Below are 18,072 nucleotides of genomic sequence, written 5' to 3'. Positions count from 1 at the left end.
TAAAATTGTTCAAAAGAGGAAAGGCATATGGTAGAAAGTAACAAACGTCAAAAAACGAAAATGATTATTGAAAATGCAATGGTCGATCTGCTTAAACACGAATCATTCGATCAGATTAGCACTGTCAAGTTGACAAAAACGGCCGGTATCAGTCGCAGCAGTTTTTATACACACTATAAAGATAAATATGATATGATTGAGCATTATCAACAGAAACTTTTCCATAAGTTAGAATACATTTTTGAGAAGTATGCTCAAGACAAGCGTAGCGCGATTATAGAAGTTTTTGATTTCCTTACACGCGAATCCCTCCTTTCTGCTTTGTTAACAGAAAACGGAACAAAAGAAATCCAAACATTTTTACGTCATAAATTTCAAATTATGCTGGCTGAAGACCTACAAGAGCGCTTTAGTAGTAAACTACTAAGCCAAGTGGAGAAAGAATATAGCTATGTTTACCTGACAAACGCCTTTTTTGGGGTTTGTCAAATGTGGATTGCTAGAGGGAAAAAAGAGAGCCCTGAACAAATGGCAGATTTTCTTTTAAAAATGTTGGATTAGAAGATAATTCTATTTTGCTACTACCAAGATTATTCAAATATTAACGAATAAAGCCATTTAGTGTTAAAATGTGAAAAACTTCAAGACAAAAATGCTCATCACTTTTAAAACTAGAAAAGAGAAAACAACTGTACTGACCCCCTTTTTCTGTCTAACTTTTGGGGTGCAGTTCAAAATTCGTTTTCTCTTTTTTTGATCTTTTCAATGAGTCATAAAAAAGAAGCTGGGAAGATTCCCAACTTCGGATAAGTCTTAGCTTAAAGTTGTTTGTTGTAGTATTCAACGACAAGCGCTTCGTTGATTTCTGGATTGATTTCATCGCGTTCTGGCAAGCGAGTCAATGAACCTTCCAATTTTTCAGCGTCGAATGATACGAATGCTGGACGTCCAAGAGTTGCTTCAACTGCTTCAAGGATAGCTGGAACTTTCAATGATTTTTCACGAACTGAGATCACTTGACCTGGAGTTACGCGGTATGATGGGATATCAACACGTTTGCCGTCAACAAGGATGTGACCGTGGTTTACGAATTGACGAGCTTGACGACGAGTAGTCGCAAGACCAAGACGGTAAACAACGTTGTCCAAACGACGCTCAAGAAGAAGCATGAAGTTGAAACCAAGGATTCCTTCTTTGATTTTAGTAGCTTGTACGAACAAGTTACGGAATTGTTTTTCACCTACACCGTAAGTGAAACGAAGTTTTTGTTTTTCAGCCAATTGCAAACCGTATTCTGACAATTTAGAACGGTTGTTTGGTCCGTGTTGTCCTGGTACGTAGTTACGACGTGCCAATTCTTTACCTGTACCAGTAAGAGAAAGACCCAAACGACGAGCTTGTTTCCAAGAAGGTCCTGTATAACGTGACATAAATATGTCCTCCTGTAAAAATAATAATTTGAGGAAATAGTCACTTAGAAAGCCCTGATTCGTGCAGAACATTTTCGCCTAAACAGCCAAGGTTACTTTTTATAGCTAATGTTCTGTTGACGAGCTTCATGCTCTCCTGCTGCTATTTCACACAAAAGCCATTATATCAAAAAAAATCCTATCTGTAAAGATGGATTTTATCAGATTATTTCTTTCTATGGAAAGAACCTTTCTTTGTCAATAATTCCTCTATCGCAATTATATTTTGCTGTTCAGATGTTGCTAAAATAGTTTCAAACCCCAAACTTTTAGCAGTATCTAGATTAACCTGTAGATCATCTATAAACACACATTGGCTAGCTTGCAATGTATACTTGGTCAGTAATTTTTGATAGATACTTTTATCTGGTTTTGCACATCCTACTTCGTAAGAAAGGATTTTCCCCGTCAATACTTTTGTCATTGGTAATAAACCGGCATTTTCAACCATATAAAAGATCTCACTGGTAGTAGATAAAATATAAATACTATACCCCATCTGAACCCATTCAAAAATTTTCTCTTGTAGCTGATAATAGCTATCTATTACCTCATACCAACGAGTAAAAACAGCTTCAACAGTAGGAGCATACGAACCGTCTAGCAATTTTTGAGCTTTCCGAATGGCTTGTTTCAAGCTTAATTCTCCAATATCCGTCTGAGCCCAAATTCCCGAGTCAAAAACAGCCGTTTTGACACGCTTACGATCTTCTTCATCATCTACGAAAGCAGCTAAAATCTTAGCAGGGTTCCATTCAATTAAAACATTGCCAAAATCAAAAATTAGATTTTTAATCATTTCTTACTCCAGCCCCGCATTACATTAAAATAAATTTATCTTAATCTAAATACCGAATCAAGTTTTTCTCTGTTAAAATATCCGAATAAGTATAGGATTCGACGTAAGTATTTTCAATCTCACCTGGATTACTACTATTGTTGGTATATTCAACAATAAACAAAGAAGGATAGACTTCAATTAAACGACCTTGCTTATTTTTTTGACGTTTACGACCGTTTTCAAGAGTCATTTCCACCATTTTTCCTTCATGAGCCTTGATTTCTTCTTTAATTTTTCTCATTTTTGCAACATCTGTAAATGCATCACTCATTATCTATTCCTCTCTCTTAGAAATACTTGAAAACTTATTGTATTCTTTTTGAAAAATCAATTCCACCGTACCACGTGCACCGCTACGGTTCTTTTCGATAATCACTTCGACTTTGTTGTTTGGAATCCCTTCAGTTTCTTCACCGCCCCGTTCATAATAGTCATCGCGGTAAAGAAAAGCTACAATATCTGCATCCTGCTCAATTGAACCAGACTCACGAATATCTGACAAAACTGGTCTCTTATCCTGACGTTGCTCCACACTACGCGAAAGCTGGCTCAGCGCAATAACAGGCACTTTCAACTCTTTTGCTAAAATCTTTAATTGACGAGAAATTTCAGAAACTTCCTGTTGACGATTTTCTCGACCAGTCCCTGTAATTAATTGCAAGTAATCAATTAAAATCAAGCCAAGATTTCCTGTTTCTTGCGCTAATTTTCGAGCACGTGAACGAATCTCTGTAATCCGAATTCCTGGTGTATCGTCAATGTAAATGCTAGCTTCTGCTAAATTTCCTTGTGCAATCGCATACTTGCTCCATTCTTCATCTGTCAATTGTCCCGTTCGGATTGAATGCGATTCAATCAAACCCTCAGCCGCCAACATCCGGTCTACTAAGCTCTCGGCACCCATTTCCAGAGAAAAAATAGCAACTGTTTTATCTAGCTTGGTTCCAATATTTTGTGCAATATTGAGGGCAAAAGCAGTCTTACCAACAGCAGGACGAGCTGCCACAATGATGAGCTCTTCTTCATGGAGACCAGTCGTCATATGATCTAAATCTTGATAACCTGTCGCAATCCCTGTAATATCAGAAGTTTGTTGGGAGCGTGTTTCCAAACTACCGAAATTAAGATTCAAAATCTCTTTGATATTTTTAAAACCACTTCGACTAGCATTTTCACTAACATCAATTAACGCTTTTTCCGCTCCAGCAATGATTTCATCTGCAGGACTAGCACCATCATAAGCTAGGTTGATAGAGTCTGTCAAACGTGAAATTAACCGCCGCAGAACAGCCTTCTCTGCTACAATTTTAGCATAATATTCAGCATTGGCAGAAGTCGGCACTGAATTTACAACTTCAACCAAGTAAGACAAACCACCAATGTTTTGCAAATCACCCTGACTGTCTAAAATATTACGAACAGTCGTTGCATCAATGGCATCACCTCGATCTGCCAAATCAATCATCGCTTTAAAAATTAAGCGATTGGCATATTTAAAGAAGTCGTTTGGCTCGATATATTCACGAACAAAAACTAGCTTACTCTCATCAATAAAAATCGCACCTAAAACAGATTGTTCTGCCAAAATGTCTTGCGGCTGTACTCGCAATTCATCAATATCTGCCATAAGACCTCCTCTCTCAAAAAATAATCTTCTTTATTAACCTTCTTTTACACGTAAATTGATAACGCTAGTCACATCTTGATAAATTTTCACTGGCACATCAATCAAGCCAACAGAACGAATAGGATTCTTGACTTGAATCAATCGTTTATCAATCCTAATTCCAAATTGCTTTTGCAATTCTTCAGCAATTTTTTTATTGGTAATAGAACCAAAAGTACGTCCATCTGGTCCTACTTTTTCAGTAAATTCAACAATTGTATTTTCTTCTTCCAGCTTTTCCTTAATGGCTTGTGCTTCAGCTAACATTTCTGCATGCGCTTTTTCTTCTGATTTTTGTTTACCACGAAGTTCACCAATAGCTGCAGCAGTTGCTTCCTTTGCAAGATTTTTTTTAATCAAAAAGTTCTGTGCATAACCAGTTGGCACCTCTTTAATCTCGCCTTTTTTCCCTTTTCCTTTAACATCTGCTAAAAAAATTACTTTCATTTCTTTAACTCCTTATCTTTTAGTACTTCATGAACAATAATTTCGTTCAACCGTTGGATGATTTGTGCGATTGTCTGGTCAGAAATTTGCGCTGCTGCCAAATTAAAATGACCGCCTCCGCCAAGCTCTTCCATAATCCGCTGTACATTGATTTTACTACGACTACGAGCAGATATCGATATACTATTTTGTTTATTTTTGCTGACAACAAAACTCGCTTCAATTCCCGACATAGCTAGCATAGCATCTGCAGCTTTACTAATAACAACTGTATCATAGCATTTTTCTTCTGCTCCAGTGGCTACAAGTACATTTGGCAAGATTTTCTTACCATTTAAAATTAGCTCATTCACCTCACGGTACTCATCAAAGTCTGTGGCAGAAATATCCTGAATAGCTACACTGTCACTTCCACGCGTGCGCAAATAACTTGCTACATCAAATGTTCGACTAGTGACACGCGAAGAAAATTTCTTCGTATCCAGCATAATTCCAGCCATCAATACACTAGCTTGCATTTTACTCAAACGTCGATGCTTAGAATTTTGGAATTGAATCAATTCTGTCACTAATTCACAAGCACTGCTTGCTCCACTTTCAATGTAGCTAATAATGGCATTTTCTGGAAAATCCTGGTCTCTTCTATGGTGGTCAATGACGATAATTTGATGAAATAAATCATAAAATTCCTTTGATAGGGTCAGAGCTGTTTTTGAATGATCCACCATGATTAGTAAAGAGCGATTCGTTACCATTGTCATCGCATCAGCGACCGAAAGAAGATTGGTCTCTCCTTCATCTTGCAATCTATGAACTGCTCGCTCAATATCAGCAGCCATTTGATGAGGATCATAGACAGCATAGGTCTGATCAATAATATTGCTAGCAAATACTTGCATTCCAACAGCAGAGCCCAGTGCATCCATATCCAAGTTTCTATGCCCAACCACAAAAACTTGGTCCACACTTTTAATCTTATCTGAAATAGCAGTCATCATAGCGCGCGTGCGAGTACGCGTCCGTTTCACAGATGCAGCTGATCCACCACCAAAATAAACTGGATTCTTTGACTCATCATTTTCTTTTACAACAGCCTGATCACCACCACGAACTTCAGCAAGGTTCAAGTTTAACAGAGCTACTTTACCAATCTGTTCATGATTGCTATCTCCATACGAAAATCCCATACTCAAAGTAAGAGGAATTTCCCGCTTTTTCGCCTCTTCCCTAAACTGATCAATCACTGTGAACTTATCTTGCATTAACTGATCCAAAACTGTGTAATCTGTAAAAATATAAAAACGATCCATCCCCACACGACGAGAAAACATGGCGTATTTTTCGGCAAATTCAGCAACAAACTTTGCGATGAAACTATTAATATGACTAATATCTGAATCTGAAACAACATCCTCCAGATCATCATAATTATCAACTGAAACAATGCCGATAACTGGTCTTGTCGTCACGAGTTCTGTAGTTGCTTCATATTCGCTAGACGCATCAAAAAAGTAAAACACACTTGAAGCCTGATCCAGATACACTGAATATTTGGTATCACCAATCGTTGCATACGATCCTGTATTTTCAAATGGTATTTTAGTGATTTTTTGCAGTAAATCCATATCAAACTCACCATCTTCATTGGTGAGAACCAACTCTGCATAGGGATTAAACCATTCAACATTTCCAGATGCTTGGTCTACTTTCACAACACCAACTGGCATCCTTTCAAGTAATGACGCCAAACTGTTTTCTGCTTGATTGTTTACATACTGGATTTGTTCTACTTCATTAAGTTCATAACTTTTTTGTTGGAAAATCAATAGAAAAATCAAAATAGCCAGCACCAAAAAAAGCACAACTAACATCAAAATGCCGCTACCAAGAACTCTTAATAAAATAGCTAAAATTCCAAAGGAAATAACACCCATGATTACAAAATGGATTGGAGTAAAACGAAATTTTTCCATCATAAACCTCTTAACCGCCATTTTACCATAAAAGCTCTAAAAAAGCGAGCTTTCCCTGTATAAAGCAAGCCAAATATCTTGTTAGACATCAATCTTTCTATTACTACTTGGTCTACTTTACAAGGAAAAACAAGTTCTGTCACTGTTTTCTCAACTTTACTAACTCAATAGTTTACAAACTTGTCAAACATTTTTCACGAAAAAGATACTTGCTCATACTATTGAACAAGTATCTTCATCATTATTTTTTTGTTTTTTCCTGGTTTTTCGAAATACTTCGTGATTTACCTTCCAAATAAACCATCAAAATAGAAATATCTGCAGGATTGACACCAGAAATCCGACTAGCCTGACCAATAGTTTCTGGATTAATTTTCTTAAACTTCTGACGAGCTTCTGTCGCAATGGAATCAATATCATCCCAATCTATAGTTGCCGGAATACGTTTTTCTTCCATGCGCTTCATCTTCTCAACCTGATCCAGCGCTTTAGAAATATAGCCTTCATATTTAACTTCAGTTTCAATCAATTCAATAATCTTTTCATCTAAAACTTCAGCTGCTGGACCAATAAAATTGATAACATCTTCATACGAAACTTCTGGACGACGCAAAAATTCTTTCGCTGTAACTGCGTCTGTCAATGGTTTAAAGCCTAATTTTTCAACCATTTCATTCGTTTCTTTAATTGGCTTTAATTTAATAGAATTCAAACGCTTCATTTCAGTTTCATATTGATGTTTCTTAATTTCAAAACGCAGCCAGCGCTCATCATCAACCAATCCTACTTTACGTCCAATTTCAGTCAATCGCATATCCGCATTGTCATGACGTAAAATGAGACGATATTCGGCTCGACTAGTCAAAAGACGATACGGCTCTACCGTTCCCTTAGTGACCAAGTCATCAATCATGACCCCAATATAACCATCACTGCGTTTCAAAATCAGTTCCGGTTTTCCTTGAACTTTTAGAGCTGCATTGATTCCTGCAACAATGCCTTGTCCCGCTGCTTCTTCATAACCAGACGTCCCATTCGTTTGCCCAGCTGTAAACAAACCTGAGATTTTCTTAGTTTCTAGAGTAGCACGAAGCTGATGTGGCATAATCATATCATATTCAATCGCATAGCCAGTTCGCATCAATTCAGCATTTTCAAGTCCCTTAATAGAATGCACTAAGTCTTTTTGAACATCTTCTGGCAAACTCGTTGAAAGCCCCTGAATATAAACCTCTTCTGTATCTCGTCCTTCTGGTTCCAAAAAAAGTTGGTGGCGTTCTTTATCTGCAAAACGAACAATTTTGTCCTCAATTGACGGGCAGTAACGTGGACCAACACCCTTCACCATTCCTGAAAACATTGGTGCACGATAAAGATTGTTTTGAATAATTTCATGACTCCCTGCATTAGTATAAGTCAACCAACAAGGAATCTGATCCTTAATATAATCTTCATCTCTAGAAGTGTAAGAGAAATGGTTTGCCCTCTCATCTCCTGGCTGAATTTCTGTTTTATCATAATCAATTGACGCCGCCTTTACACGTGGTGGCGTTCCTGTTTTAAAACGTCCAATTTCAAACCCTAAGTCACGTAAATTATCTGCTAAGTTAATTGCAGCTAAACTATGATTAGGACCAGAAGAATACTTCAAATCCCCAATAATAATTTCTCCACGCAGGGCTGTACCGGTCGTTACAACAACTGCCTTTGCAGCAAACTCTTGATGCGTAGCTGTTTTCACACCAATAACTTTCCCATTCTCAACTAGAATCTCATCTATAACAGTTTGACGCAAAGTCAGATTTTCTTGGTGTTGAACCGTCTTACGCATTTCTCTGGAATAGAGTTCTTTATCTGCTTGCGCACGAAGAGCACGAACAGCAGGTCCTTTCCCAGTATTAAGCATCTTCATCTGAATATAAGTTTTATCTATATTCTTAGCCATCTCTCCGCCTAGAGCATCCACTTCCCGTACAACAATTCCCTTAGCAGAACCTCCAATAGAAGGATTACAAGGCATAAAGGCTAACATTTCAATATTGATTGTCGCAAGTAAAACTTTACAGCCCATCCGGCTGGCTGCTAGTGAAGCCTCAACACCTGCATGCCCTGCTCCAATTACGACAATATCATAACTTTCAGTAAAATTGTATGTCATCTTTTCTTTCCTTATTTTTTCACCAAAAAAGTCAAACCTCTAGAAGTGCAGGACAAAAAGCCTGCAACATCCATGAGCTTTGACCATCATAGTTATTGCTACATCTATTTTAGCAGATTGCTAAAATATGTCAATCTAAATATACTGTTGAAGCTTTCCATTTTTATAGGCATTATCAATCAAACCACCACCCAAACATTCTTCTCCATCATAAAAAACAACAGCTTGTCCAGGTGTAATAGCACGTTGAGGTTCTGCAAAGTTGACAGTTGCCTTGTCACCCTTTACAGTAACTGTCACCTTAGAATCTGGCTGACGATAGCGAAACTTAGCAGTACATTCCATAGTAAATTCTTCTGGCATTTCTTTTGTGAAATGAACCTGACTAGCGTCAAGGCTGGTTGACATTAAGTTGTCATGATAAAAGCCCTGACCAACATAAAGAATATTTTGACTGAGATCTTTTCCAACAACGAACCAAGGTTCATTATCACCACCATGCTGACCACCAATTCCAAGACCACCTCGCTGGCCAATAGTATAATACATCAACCCAGCATGCTGGCCCATATCTCGACCTTCAAAGGTCATCATGCGACCAGGTTGGGCAGGTAAGTATTGGCTCAGAAATTCTTTAAAATTCTTTTCGCCGATGAAGCAAATACCCGTCGAGTCTTTTTTCTTAGCTGTAGCCAAACCAGCTTTTTCAGCAATTGCTCGAACTTCTGGCTTTTCTAGATGCCCCAGAGGAAACATGGTCTTCCGAAGTTGTTCCTGAGACAGTTGACTTAGGAAGTAAGTCTGATCCTTATTATTGTCCTTACCTCTCAGCATGTGGACTAGGCCATCTTCATCTCTCTTCACCTGAGCATAATGACCAGTTGCAACATAATCTGCTCCCAGTGTCAAAGCATAGTCAAGGAAGGCTTTAAACTTGATTTCCTTGTTACATATGACATCTGGATTCGGAGTCCTACCAGCTCGGTATTCCGCCAAGAAATATTCAAAAACGCGATCCCAGTACTCCTTTTCAAAGTTGACAGAGTAGTAAGGAATACCAATCTGATCTGCAACAGCTGCTACATCCTTGTAGTCTTCTGTGGCTGTGCAGACACCAAATTCATTTGTATCGTCCCAGTTTTTCATGAAGATGCCAATCACATCATAACCTTGCTCTTTCAAGAGCAAAGCAGTTACTGATGAATCAACACCTCCGCTCATACCAACAACGACACGAATTTTAGAGTTATCACTCATTGTATTCTCCCATCTTTTCGTTATTTCACGATTGAAGGTCGTGCTGTGCTTTCAACGATTGAAGGTCGCTTAGAGCAAGGTTTATTATAACATGAAATAAGTTTAAGAACAAATTTCAACAGCCAAATAGTTCTACCTTTACACCGCTGTAAACTAAAAATGTGGTAGATAACAACTATTGAGACAGTGATTGAACAATGGATACTCCATCAAAATAGTTTCTTGGAATCTAGTGAATGACTTTGCAACTTCTATCGTAAAAAACAGGCTGGAACATTTTGTCCCAACCTCAATTATTTCTCGTATTCATCAATACCAACCATTTGCTAGCCAGAAAGCCTTAGCAGCTGACCAAGAACCATAACGACCTGCTACATAAGCGTCTGCTACTTTTTCTTGATTTTCTGCTGATAAGTCACCATTTAAGTAAGATAAACTCAATTGGTAACGACCATAATATTGTCCATTTTGTGCTGTGTAACTACCACTTGATTCTTTTTGTGCAATCCATTCTTTTGCTGCTGCATCTTCAGCACTCAGACCAGATGTAGTAGTTGTAGAATTGCTTGATGCCGTAGTAGTTGTAGTGGTATCATCTAACTCCAATACTTGCCCAACACTAATCAGATGAATATTGCTAATCTTATTTTTCTGAGCAATGTGATCAACTGTTGTATTATGTGATGCAGCGATAGCTGAAAGAGTATCTCCAGATTTTACTGTATAGCTATCTGCATTTGCAAATGTAGGAAGAAAGAACAGCGCTGTTGCTGTTAAACTCATTAAACCTACTTTTGTTTTTTTATTTGTGCTATTTAAATTCAACATCATTTAAATTCTCCTTTTCTATGATAGAACTATCATATACCTTAATTATTACTCTTGGTTTTTCCTTTCATTAAAAATATTACAAACAAATTGAAGAAAGACTAAAATCCACCCTATATTTCTTTGCTTTAAGGTTACTATAAGAAAAGTTACATTGAAGCAAGTCTAGAAGTTGGGTCACATCCATTTTATCAATTAAAAAGGCAGAAAAATATACTGAACTTTGATATAATGAAGACAATGAACTTATAAGGAGTTACGATGAACTCACTAAAATTTCAATCTGTTTTTGATATTATTGGACCTGTTATGATTGGTCCGTCTAGCAGTCATACAGCAGGTGCTGTTCGTATTGGAAAAATTGTTTCATCAATTTTTGATGACGAGCCAACAGAAGTTGAATTTCAACTATTTAATTCTTTTGCAAAAACTTATCGGGGACATGGTACAGACCTAGCTCTGGTGGCTGGGATTCTTGGGATGGACACAGATAATCCTGAAATTCCAAACAGCCTTGAGATTGCTCATAAAAGAGGTATTAAAATTGTCTGGACGATTCAAAAAGATAGCAATGCTCCACATCCAAATACAACTAAAATAACCGTTAAAAATGATCGGAAAACGATTAGCGTTACTGGTATTTCTATTGGTGGTGGAAATATCCAAGTGACTGAATTAAATGGTTTCTCTGTTTCGCTCAGTATGAACACTCCGACCATCATTATCGTTCATCAAGATATACCTGGAATGATTGCTCATGTTACTGAAGCACTTTCTCGTTACAACATCAATATTGCACAAATGAATGTCACAAGAGAAAAAGCTGGTGAAAAAGCAATTATGATTATCGAAGTTGACAGTCGCAGTTGCGAGGAAGCAATAGAAGAAATTCGCAAAATTCCTCATCTCCACAATGTCAATTTCTTCAAATAGGAGAACTTATGTTTTATTCAATCAAAGAATTAGTAGAACAAGCTGATTTAGACTTTCAAGGCAGCGTTGCCGAACTTATGATTGCTACTGAATACGAACTGACAGGGCGTGAACGAGATGAAGTTTTACGGTTGATGACCAGAAATCTAGAAGTTATGAAAGCCTCTGTCATTATGGGATTAGATGAAAGTAAATCTCGGAGTGGTTTAACAGGTGGTGATGCAACCAAACTTCACAAATATATTCAATCAGGAAAAGCACTTTCAGATTACACTGTCTTAACGGCAGCAAAAAATGCTATTGCTGTCAATGAATATAATGCTAAAATGGGGCTAGTTTGTGCAACACCAACAGCTGGAAGTGCTGGTTGTTTACCTGCCGTTCTCACATCAGCTATTGAAAAATTAGAACTTACTGAAACACAACAACTAGACTTTCTATTAACTGCTGGAGCTTTTGGTCTAGTTATCGCTAATAATGCATCCATTTCAGGAGCCGAAGGAGGCTGTCAAGCTGAAGTCGGGTCAGCAGCAGCCATGAGTGCAGCAGCACTTGTTCTAGCAGCTGGGGGCACACCATTTCAAGCCAGTCAAGCAATTTGTTTTGTCATTAAAAATATGCTTGGATTAATCTGTGATCCCGTTGCAGGTTTGGTAGAGGTTCCCTGTGTCAAGCGAAACGCTATGGGAGCTAGTTATGCTTTCATTGCAGCCGACATGGCTTTAGCAGGAATTGAATCTAAAATTCCCGTTGATGAAGTGATTGATGCTATGTATCAAGTCGGGGTTAGCATGCCAACTGCTTTTCGCGAAACTGCTGAAGGTGGTTTAGCAACTACACCTACTGGTCGTAAACTGTCTAAAGAAATTTTTGGAGATTGACCTCTTTTTATACAAAAAAGCTGGGATAACAACCTCCAGCTTCAAAGTACACCGTATAAGACACCAACGCTGCAATAACTGTTGCTCAAAGTAGCGCTTTGAAGCTGATAAGATTTGCAAGACAAATCTTAACACTGTTCACTTTTCAAGCTGAGAAGAGTACTTTTAACAAAACCTTCTTTTTCTTCATTCGCAACCTCAACAGTCTTCCAGACTGTCTCCCTTATAAAAATACAGACTATGCAAAATTTTAAGTATATTTTTTTCGATTTAGATGGAACACTTGTTGATAGTTCAGCAGGAATCAAAAATGCTTTCCACTATGCATTCACCTCGTTAAATATCAAAACCCCTGATAGCAAAGAGTTAGATACCTTCATTGGACCACCTTTAGAAGTAAGCTTTGCTTCTGTTGTTCCAGAAGCTGATATCAATCATGCTATTGCTTTATTTAGAGAATATTATAAAAATAAAGGTGTGTTTGAAACTCAGCTTTACCATGGTGTAAAGGAACTTTTATTAGAATTAGAAAATTCAGATTACCATATCTATATCACCACTAGTAAAAATGAAGTGATGGCTAATAAAATGGCACAATACCTAAAAATTGATAAGCATTTCAATGGCATCTTTGGCTCACTTCCGAATTCTTACCATAAAGCCGATGTTTTAACACGCGCTTTAAACTATTCTCATGCCAACCTTAACCAATCTGTTATCGTCGGAGATACCAAATTTGATATGATAGGTGGAAAATCCGTTGGAATGAACACTCTAGGAGTTTTGTGGGGATTTGGATATCGAGATGAATTAATTAACAATGGAGCAGATTTTATCTCAAATTCACCACAAAATCTTTTAACAGCATTGATAAATAATACTTTACATAAGTTGTAAACTATATTTACGATATACAAAAAAGATGAATAAATCTTTACTTGATTTATTCATCTTTTAATTAATCCGTTCTTGTTATTCCACTTAGTAATTCCAAGCTGATAACCCTTGTGCACTATATGCACGATAAGCAGCCTGAATTTGATCATCTACTGTAGCTGTTGAACCCCAACCTGGCATTGTTTGAAAAAGACCACTAGCTCCTGATGGGTTATAAGCATTCACTTGTCCGTTTGACTCACGAGCAATAATCTGTTCCCAAGTTGACGCTGGAACACCTGTTAATTCTGCCATACGAGCAGCTGCATAAGCACCTGTCGCTCCTGCTGTATTACCATTAGAAAGAACAGCATTTGAAGAATGATTTGCTGTAGCTGGTTGCGAATAAGTAGTTGAAGCAGCAGGTGCATTATACGTCACATCTTCATAAGTTACAGCTTCTTCTGTTGCAGTCTCTGTCGAACCTGCTGAAAGATTCTCTTCATCAAGCTCTAAAATTTGTCCAACTTTAATCAAGTCCGGATTTTTAATTTTATTGAGCTCAACTAACTTTTCAACTGATGTATTTTTTTCTTTAGCAATTTCTGATAAAGTATCGCCTGATTTAACAGTATAAGATTCAGCACTTGCAATAGTTCCTGTTGCAAAAAAAGCAACTGCAGTAAGAAGTCCTGATAACGTTAATTTCATTGATTTCATGTATATATCAATTTCTCCTTTTTTCGTATAATACTATATTACACATAAAATATTACTCTAATCTTATAATTGTATTACAAAGATTACAGAAATATTGATTTTATACGCAAAAAACGCTTTAAAAGGCGTTTTTTTGCTAACAATAATATAAGTTTTTTAACTTTTTAAGAAAAATAACATCAAACCTAAGACAAACATAGTAAAAATAGAAAGTGTGTCTTCTTTTTTCCACCTCAACTGACGGTAACGGCTTCTTCCTACACCACCTTGATAACCTCTCGCTTCCATAGCAGTTGCCAAAGCATCTGCACGTTTAAAGCTAGAAGCAAATAACGGAATCAAAATAGGAATAATTGATTTTACCTTTTGAACAACACTTCCTTCACCAAAATCAACCCCACGCGCCCTTTGAGCATTCATAATCCGTGTTGTGTCATCCATCAAAGTAGGGACGAAGCGTAAACTCATTGACAACATCAACCCTATTTCATGAACGGGTACCTTTAATACTGCTAAAGGCCGCAATAATGATTCAACTGCGTCTGCCAAACTAAGTGGCATGGTTGTTAAAGTCAGGAGAGTAGAAAAAATAATAATTAAAAGAAAGCGACTAAAAATGATGCCTGACTGAGCTAAACCTACCTCTGTGATTCTTATAAAGCCAAATTGAAATAACAACGAGCCACCAGATGTAAAAAATAGTTGGAATAAAGTAGTAAAAGCAATCAAAAAGACCATAGATCTTAATCCTTTAAGGAAAAAAACTAAAGGAATCTTTGAAAGCCCAACTAGTAATATTGCAAAGATGAACAATAGTCCATTGGTTACAATATTATTTGCTAAAAAGATAATTAAAATAAAGAAAAACATTGACAAAAGTTTGCTGCGAGGATCTAGTCGATGAATGATTGAATTTCCAGAAACATATCGCCCCAAAATCATACTATCCATGGAATACCTCCTTAAATTCTTCTATAGTGATAGGTAAATATGGAAAAGTTAGCCCTCTATTTTTTAATTCTTGTGCAAATTTTGTAATTTTGGGAACTCCTAGTTGAATACTTTCCATAAATGCTACATCTTGGAAAACTTGCCGAGGCTCTCCGCTTTTGACTAGTCTTCCTTTTTCCATCACATAGACAGTATCCGCAAAATTAGCAACATCATCCATCAAATGTGTTACCAAAACAATGGTCATTCCTGCTTCATGTAATCGCTTAAATAAGCTCATCAATTCTTTTCGTCCAGCGGGATCTAAACCGGCTGTTGGCTCATCCAAGACAAGAATTTCTGGCTCCATCGCTAAAATACCAGCTATGGCTACTCGACGCATTTGTCCTCCAGATAATTCAAATGGGCTACGTTCGAATAATTCTTCTGAAATTCCGACAAGAGTTAATTTTTCACGTGCTAAACGTTCAGCATCTTCTTTTGATACTCCAAAATTTTGTGGACCAAAAGCAACATCTTTTAAAACTGTCTCATCAAAAATCTGACTTTCAGCAAATTGAAAAACCAATCCCACTTTTCTACGTACTTGTTTAATATCCTTGTTTATAGATGTCGAAGTAATTTTGACATCATTAATCACAACACTTCCTTCAGTTGGCACTAAAAGTCCATTCAGTAATTGTAAAATAGTTGATTTTCCACTACCTGTATGACCAACCAAAGCAATATATGATCCATTTTTTATTTCTAAATTGACTTCAAAAAGTGCAGGACTCTCAAAGGGAGTGCCTGCTTGATAAGTATAACTAACATTTTCTAAAGTAATTCCCATAAATAATCCTGCAATTCTTTTTCTGTTAAATAGCGCTTTGGCAATTGAAAGCCTGAATTCAGCAAAGTTGCTTTTACTTGATTTGTAAAAGGTTCATCTAAACCTAAATCCTCTAAATCCGCTCGTGAGAAAAGCTCACTTGGTGTACTAGTCGATTCTACCTGTCCTTCTTTCATCACCAAAACTCGATCACTAAGAGCTACTTCATCCAAATCATGTGTGATAGAAATAACAGTCATACCATGTTGATCTTTAATCTTTTTAACTGTCTGAATTAACTCTAAACGCCCTTCTGGATCCAACATACTAGTTGCTTCATCTAAAATAACGATATCAGGACGCAAAGCAACCACACCAGCAATAGCCACACGCTGCTTTTGCCCACCAGAAAGTCTTGCAGGTTCACGTTCTTTAAAGTCTTGCATCCCAACAATATCTAACGCTTCTTGAACTCTGTCAAACATCGTTTGGTAATCCATCCCTTGGTTTTCCAAACCAAAAGCGACATCATCCTCAACGGTTGCTCCCACAAATTGATTGTCTGGATTTTGAAAAACCATCCCAATATGCCGGCGCTTTTCCCATACATTTTCAAGAGTTAATTCATCTCCATCAATGATAATCTCGCCACTTTCTGCTTCTAACAGACCGTCTATTAAACGAATTGTCGTAGATTTGCCACTGCCATTATGACCTACAATAGACAACCACTCTCCTTGTTTCACGTGAAACGTCACATCTTTAAGAATATAGTCCTCTACATGATTATCATATTTATACTTTAAATGCTGAACGTCAATGATATTTTTCATATTATCTAAATGTATCTTTAAAGAGATAGGCACTTCCTTTGAAATAGTCATAACCCGAATAAATCGTAAAAATCAATGCAATATATAGCAAAATTTGTCCTAGCAATGTCCAGTGCAATAACAAAAAAATAATGGAAAACATCTGCGTAAATGTTTTTATTTTTCCTGGCATAGCAGCAGCTAAGACTGTCCCCCCAGTTTCAACCAACAATAACCGCAAACCTGTAACAGCTAACTCTCGGCAAATGATAACTGCAACAACCCAAGCAGGTGCCATATTCATTTCAATCAACATAATAAAAGCCGACATTACTAATAACTTATCTGCCATCGGATCAGCAAATTTCCCGAAGTTCGTTACAACATTCCATTTACGAGCTAAATAGCCATCCAAGTAATCTGTAATACTAGCTACTGCAAAAATAATCGCTGCAAAAACATGCATTCCAACAGAGTAACTTAAGGATAGAACTAAAATAAAAATTGGAATTAAAGCAATCCGTAACAAAGTTAAAGCATTAGGAATATTTTCTTTTTTCATTTTCATTTCCTTAATTATTTATTATAAGTGTAATTGTACCTGTCAAACTTGTCAAGCCTGATGTATCAATCTGCTGATTATCTATTGTAATTGTCACACCTTGAACCACACCAAGAGTAATTGTTGATGTAGTTCCTGGTGAAATAGTGGTTGACACACTTTGATTTTCAGGGCTTAATGTTGCACCACCTTCTAAGTCTGTACCTGTAACACTTACCCAGCTAGTTGTATCTTTAACAGATAGTTTTAAATTGACAGGTTTGACTGCTCCTGTCAATATCGCTGTCAAGTTGCTGCCGTTTCCCGATACAGTCAAATTTGTTTTGGAACTGTTAGAAGATTCACTAGAAGTAGATTCATCATTTGAGCTAGATGAAGTAGTTGTTTGTTTATTTACAACACTATAACTTGATGAAGGATTTGTGGTTAACGAATTATGACGAACATATGTCCAAACATAATAACTAACAAAGACTAAAATAGCTAATGCTAGAATGGTTAAGTAGAATAATGGCAAAAAAGAAGTTCGCTGCCTTTTCGTTCTTCGGCTTCTAAAATTCTCTTCCTCATCAATGTCCACTTCATCATAAGTAATCATGCTTCCTTCTTCATAAGCATCAAGAATAATTCGCTCATCTAAATCAACAGCCCAAGCATATTTTCTTAGAAAAGAACGAGCATAGAAAGGACTAGGGAGACGATCAAAATCATCAGCTTCCATAGCTTCTAGTAACTCCAACTGAATATCTGTTTTCTTTTGTAAATCTTCTAAGCTCATCCCTTGATTGATACGAGCCAATCTCAGGACTTCACCAATTGTTTTTTTTCTCATACGCCTCAGCCTTCTTTCTATTAAACACTATTTTACCAAATTTCACTAAAACATG

At 37.0% G+C, this 18,072-nt stretch carries 19 protein-coding genes; 4 read left to right on the top strand and 15 right to left on the bottom strand.

The window, feature by feature from the left end; translation table 11 throughout:
* Positions 1 to 27: 27 nt before the first annotated feature.
* A complete protein-coding gene (locus tag HMPREF1514_RS07015) occupies positions 28 to 561 on the top strand; it encodes a TetR/AcrR family transcriptional regulator (protein ID WP_006270363.1) in 534 nt (177 codons plus the stop codon).
* A gap of 257 nt (positions 562 to 818) precedes the next feature.
* Here HMPREF1514_RS07015 and rpsD read toward each other — a convergent pair whose 3' ends face one another.
* The 9 genes from rpsD to HMPREF1514_RS06970 all read right to left on the bottom strand — a co-directional run bounded on the left by rpsD (position 819) and on the right by HMPREF1514_RS06970 (position 10,642).
* The gene (gene rpsD / locus HMPREF1514_RS07010; protein WP_003071599.1) at positions 819 to 1,430 is read right to left on the bottom strand and encodes a 30S ribosomal protein S4; all 612 of its coding nucleotides are present in this window, start codon (positions 1,428 to 1,430) and stop codon (positions 819 to 821) included.
* Positions 1,431 to 1,635: 205 nt separating this feature from the next.
* The gene (locus HMPREF1514_RS07005) at positions 1,636 to 2,268 is read right to left on the bottom strand and encodes an HAD family hydrolase (protein WP_037598292.1); all 633 of its coding nucleotides are present in this window, start codon (positions 2,266 to 2,268) and stop codon (positions 1,636 to 1,638) included.
* Positions 2,269 to 2,308: 40 nt separating this feature from the next.
* Entirely contained in the window at positions 2,309 to 2,581 is a 273-nt protein-coding gene (locus tag HMPREF1514_RS07000; RefSeq protein ID WP_003071603.1) for a Veg family protein, read from the bottom strand.
* 3 nt (positions 2,582 to 2,584) lie between these two features.
* Positions 2,585 to 3,937 carry a replicative DNA helicase gene (gene dnaB, locus HMPREF1514_RS06995; RefSeq protein ID WP_003071605.1) on the bottom strand — a complete coding sequence of 451 codons (1,353 nt, stop codon included), beginning with the start codon at positions 3,935 to 3,937 and terminating at the stop codon, positions 2,585 to 2,587.
* Between the two features lie 33 nt (positions 3,938 to 3,970).
* The gene (gene rplI / locus HMPREF1514_RS06990; RefSeq protein WP_037598290.1) at positions 3,971 to 4,423 is read right to left on the bottom strand and encodes a 50S ribosomal protein L9; all 453 of its coding nucleotides are present in this window, start codon (positions 4,421 to 4,423) and stop codon (positions 3,971 to 3,973) included.
* On the bottom strand, positions 4,420 to 6,396 hold the full coding sequence (locus tag HMPREF1514_RS06985) for a DHH family phosphoesterase (RefSeq protein WP_037598287.1): 1,977 nt from the start codon (positions 6,394 to 6,396) through the stop codon (positions 4,420 to 4,422). Before HMPREF1514_RS06985 ends, rplI begins: the two co-directional genes overlap by 4 nt.
* Positions 6,397 to 6,637: 241 nt before the next feature.
* Positions 6,638 to 8,554 carry a tRNA uridine-5-carboxymethylaminomethyl(34) synthesis enzyme MnmG gene (mnmG, locus tag HMPREF1514_RS06980; RefSeq protein ID WP_037598285.1) on the bottom strand — a complete coding sequence of 639 codons (1,917 nt, stop codon included), beginning with the start codon at positions 8,552 to 8,554 and terminating at the stop codon, positions 6,638 to 6,640.
* Positions 8,555 to 8,689: 135 nt separating this feature from the next.
* A complete protein-coding gene (gene mnmA, locus HMPREF1514_RS06975; protein WP_037598282.1) occupies positions 8,690 to 9,811 on the bottom strand; it encodes a tRNA 2-thiouridine(34) synthase MnmA in 1,122 nt (373 codons plus the stop codon).
* 309 nt (positions 9,812 to 10,120) lie between these two features.
* Positions 10,121 to 10,642, bottom strand: coding sequence for a LysM peptidoglycan-binding domain-containing protein (locus HMPREF1514_RS06970; RefSeq protein WP_037598280.1), 522 nt, complete (start codon positions 10,640 to 10,642; stop codon positions 10,121 to 10,123).
* Positions 10,643 to 10,900: 258 nt separating this feature from the next.
* On the opposite strand from HMPREF1514_RS06970, the gene sdaAB reads away from it, so the two are divergent.
* The 3 genes from sdaAB to HMPREF1514_RS06955 all read left to right on the top strand — a co-directional run bounded on the left by sdaAB (position 10,901) and on the right by HMPREF1514_RS06955 (position 13,350).
* Entirely contained in the window at positions 10,901 to 11,572 is a 672-nt protein-coding gene (gene sdaAB, locus HMPREF1514_RS06965; protein ID WP_037598277.1) for an L-serine ammonia-lyase, iron-sulfur-dependent subunit beta, read from the top strand.
* Positions 11,573 to 11,580: 8 nt separating this feature from the next.
* Positions 11,581 to 12,453 carry an L-serine ammonia-lyase, iron-sulfur-dependent, subunit alpha gene (sdaAA, locus tag HMPREF1514_RS06960; protein ID WP_037598276.1) on the top strand — a complete coding sequence of 291 codons (873 nt, stop codon included), beginning with the start codon at positions 11,581 to 11,583 and terminating at the stop codon, positions 12,451 to 12,453.
* Positions 12,454 to 12,693: 240 nt separating this feature from the next.
* Positions 12,694 to 13,350 carry an HAD hydrolase-like protein gene (locus HMPREF1514_RS06955; RefSeq protein WP_006268882.1) on the top strand — a complete coding sequence of 219 codons (657 nt, stop codon included), beginning with the start codon at positions 12,694 to 12,696 and terminating at the stop codon, positions 13,348 to 13,350.
* Positions 13,351 to 13,434: 84 nt separating this feature from the next.
* On the opposite strand, the gene HMPREF1514_RS06950 is transcribed toward HMPREF1514_RS06955, so the two are convergent.
* The 6 genes from HMPREF1514_RS06950 to rodZ form a co-directional block, all read right to left on the bottom strand.
* Positions 13,435 to 14,055 (bottom strand): LysM peptidoglycan-binding domain-containing protein, encoded by a 621-nt coding sequence (locus HMPREF1514_RS06950; protein ID WP_162837492.1) that lies wholly within the window; start codon positions 14,053 to 14,055, stop codon positions 13,435 to 13,437.
* A gap of 150 nt (positions 14,056 to 14,205) precedes the next feature.
* Entirely contained in the window at positions 14,206 to 15,000 is a 795-nt protein-coding gene (locus HMPREF1514_RS06945; RefSeq protein WP_037598273.1) for an energy-coupling factor transporter transmembrane component T family protein, read from the bottom strand.
* A complete protein-coding gene (locus tag HMPREF1514_RS06940) occupies positions 14,993 to 15,832 on the bottom strand; it encodes an energy-coupling factor ABC transporter ATP-binding protein (RefSeq protein WP_037598270.1) in 840 nt (279 codons plus the stop codon). Before HMPREF1514_RS06940 ends, HMPREF1514_RS06945 begins: the two co-directional genes overlap by 8 nt.
* Positions 15,817 to 16,644 carry an energy-coupling factor ABC transporter ATP-binding protein gene (locus HMPREF1514_RS06935; RefSeq protein ID WP_037598268.1) on the bottom strand — a complete coding sequence of 276 codons (828 nt, stop codon included), beginning with the start codon at positions 16,642 to 16,644 and terminating at the stop codon, positions 15,817 to 15,819. Before HMPREF1514_RS06935 ends, HMPREF1514_RS06940 begins: the two co-directional genes overlap by 16 nt.
* A 1-nt stretch (position 16,645) precedes the next feature.
* On the bottom strand, positions 16,646 to 17,185 hold the full coding sequence (gene pgsA, locus HMPREF1514_RS06930) for a CDP-diacylglycerol--glycerol-3-phosphate 3-phosphatidyltransferase (protein ID WP_037598265.1): 540 nt from the start codon (positions 17,183 to 17,185) through the stop codon (positions 16,646 to 16,648).
* Positions 17,186 to 17,195: 10 nt separating this feature from the next.
* Entirely contained in the window at positions 17,196 to 18,017 is an 822-nt protein-coding gene (gene rodZ / locus HMPREF1514_RS06925) for a cytoskeleton protein RodZ (RefSeq protein ID WP_037598264.1), read from the bottom strand.
* Positions 18,018 to 18,072: the final 55 nt, after the last annotated feature.

Source organism: Streptococcus sp. AS20 (assembly GCF_000524255.1).
GTDB classification, from domain to species: Bacteria; Bacillota; Bacilli; order Lactobacillales; family Streptococcaceae; genus Streptococcus; species Streptococcus constellatus.
Note: the sequence above shows the minus strand (reverse complement) of the source record. Positions and strands in the feature narration are given on the sequence as shown.

What these genes read in the sequence shown, in the direction of transcription:
- HMPREF1514_RS07015 (WP_006270363.1), top strand. Translation starts at nt 28, where the DNA reads ATGGTAGAAAGTAACAAACGTCAAAAAACGAAAATGATTATTGAAAAT.
- rpsD (WP_003071599.1), bottom strand. Translation starts at nt 1,430, where the DNA reads ATGTCACGTTATACAGGACCTTCTTGGAAACAAGCTCGTCGTTTGGGT.
- HMPREF1514_RS07005 (WP_037598292.1), bottom strand. Translation starts at nt 2,268, where the DNA reads ATGATTAAAAATCTAATTTTTGATTTTGGCAATGTTTTAATTGAATGG.
- HMPREF1514_RS07000 (WP_003071603.1), bottom strand. Translation starts at nt 2,581, where the DNA reads ATGAGTGATGCATTTACAGATGTTGCAAAAATGAGAAAAATTAAAGAA.
- dnaB (WP_003071605.1), bottom strand. Translation starts at nt 3,937, where the DNA reads ATGGCAGATATTGATGAATTGCGAGTACAGCCGCAAGACATTTTGGCA.
- rplI (WP_037598290.1), bottom strand. Translation starts at nt 4,423, where the DNA reads ATGAAAGTAATTTTTTTAGCAGATGTTAAAGGAAAAGGGAAAAAAGGC.
- HMPREF1514_RS06985 (WP_037598287.1), bottom strand. Translation starts at nt 6,396, where the DNA reads ATGGAAAAATTTCGTTTTACTCCAATCCATTTTGTAATCATGGGTGTT.
- mnmG (WP_037598285.1), bottom strand. Translation starts at nt 8,554, where the DNA reads ATGACATACAATTTTACTGAAAGTTATGATATTGTCGTAATTGGAGCA.
- mnmA (WP_037598282.1), bottom strand. Translation starts at nt 9,811, where the DNA reads ATGAGTGATAACTCTAAAATTCGTGTCGTTGTTGGTATGAGCGGAGGT.
- HMPREF1514_RS06970 (WP_037598280.1), bottom strand. Translation starts at nt 10,642, where the DNA reads ATGATGTTGAATTTAAATAGCACAAATAAAAAAACAAAAGTAGGTTTA.
- sdaAB (WP_037598277.1), top strand. Translation starts at nt 10,901, where the DNA reads ATGAACTCACTAAAATTTCAATCTGTTTTTGATATTATTGGACCTGTT.
- sdaAA (WP_037598276.1), top strand. Translation starts at nt 11,581, where the DNA reads ATGTTTTATTCAATCAAAGAATTAGTAGAACAAGCTGATTTAGACTTT.
- HMPREF1514_RS06955 (WP_006268882.1), top strand. Translation starts at nt 12,694, where the DNA reads ATGCAAAATTTTAAGTATATTTTTTTCGATTTAGATGGAACACTTGTT.
- HMPREF1514_RS06945 (WP_037598273.1), bottom strand. Translation starts at nt 15,000, where the DNA reads ATGGATAGTATGATTTTGGGGCGATATGTTTCTGGAAATTCAATCATT.
- HMPREF1514_RS06940 (WP_037598270.1), bottom strand. Translation starts at nt 15,832, where the DNA reads ATGGGAATTACTTTAGAAAATGTTAGTTATACTTATCAAGCAGGCACT.
- HMPREF1514_RS06935 (WP_037598268.1), bottom strand. Translation starts at nt 16,644, where the DNA reads ATGAAAAATATCATTGACGTTCAGCATTTAAAGTATAAATATGATAAT.
- pgsA (WP_037598265.1), bottom strand. Translation starts at nt 17,185, where the DNA reads ATGAAAAAAGAAAATATTCCTAATGCTTTAACTTTGTTACGGATTGCT.
- rodZ (WP_037598264.1), bottom strand. Translation starts at nt 18,017, where the DNA reads ATGAGAAAAAAAACAATTGGTGAAGTCCTGAGATTGGCTCGTATCAAT.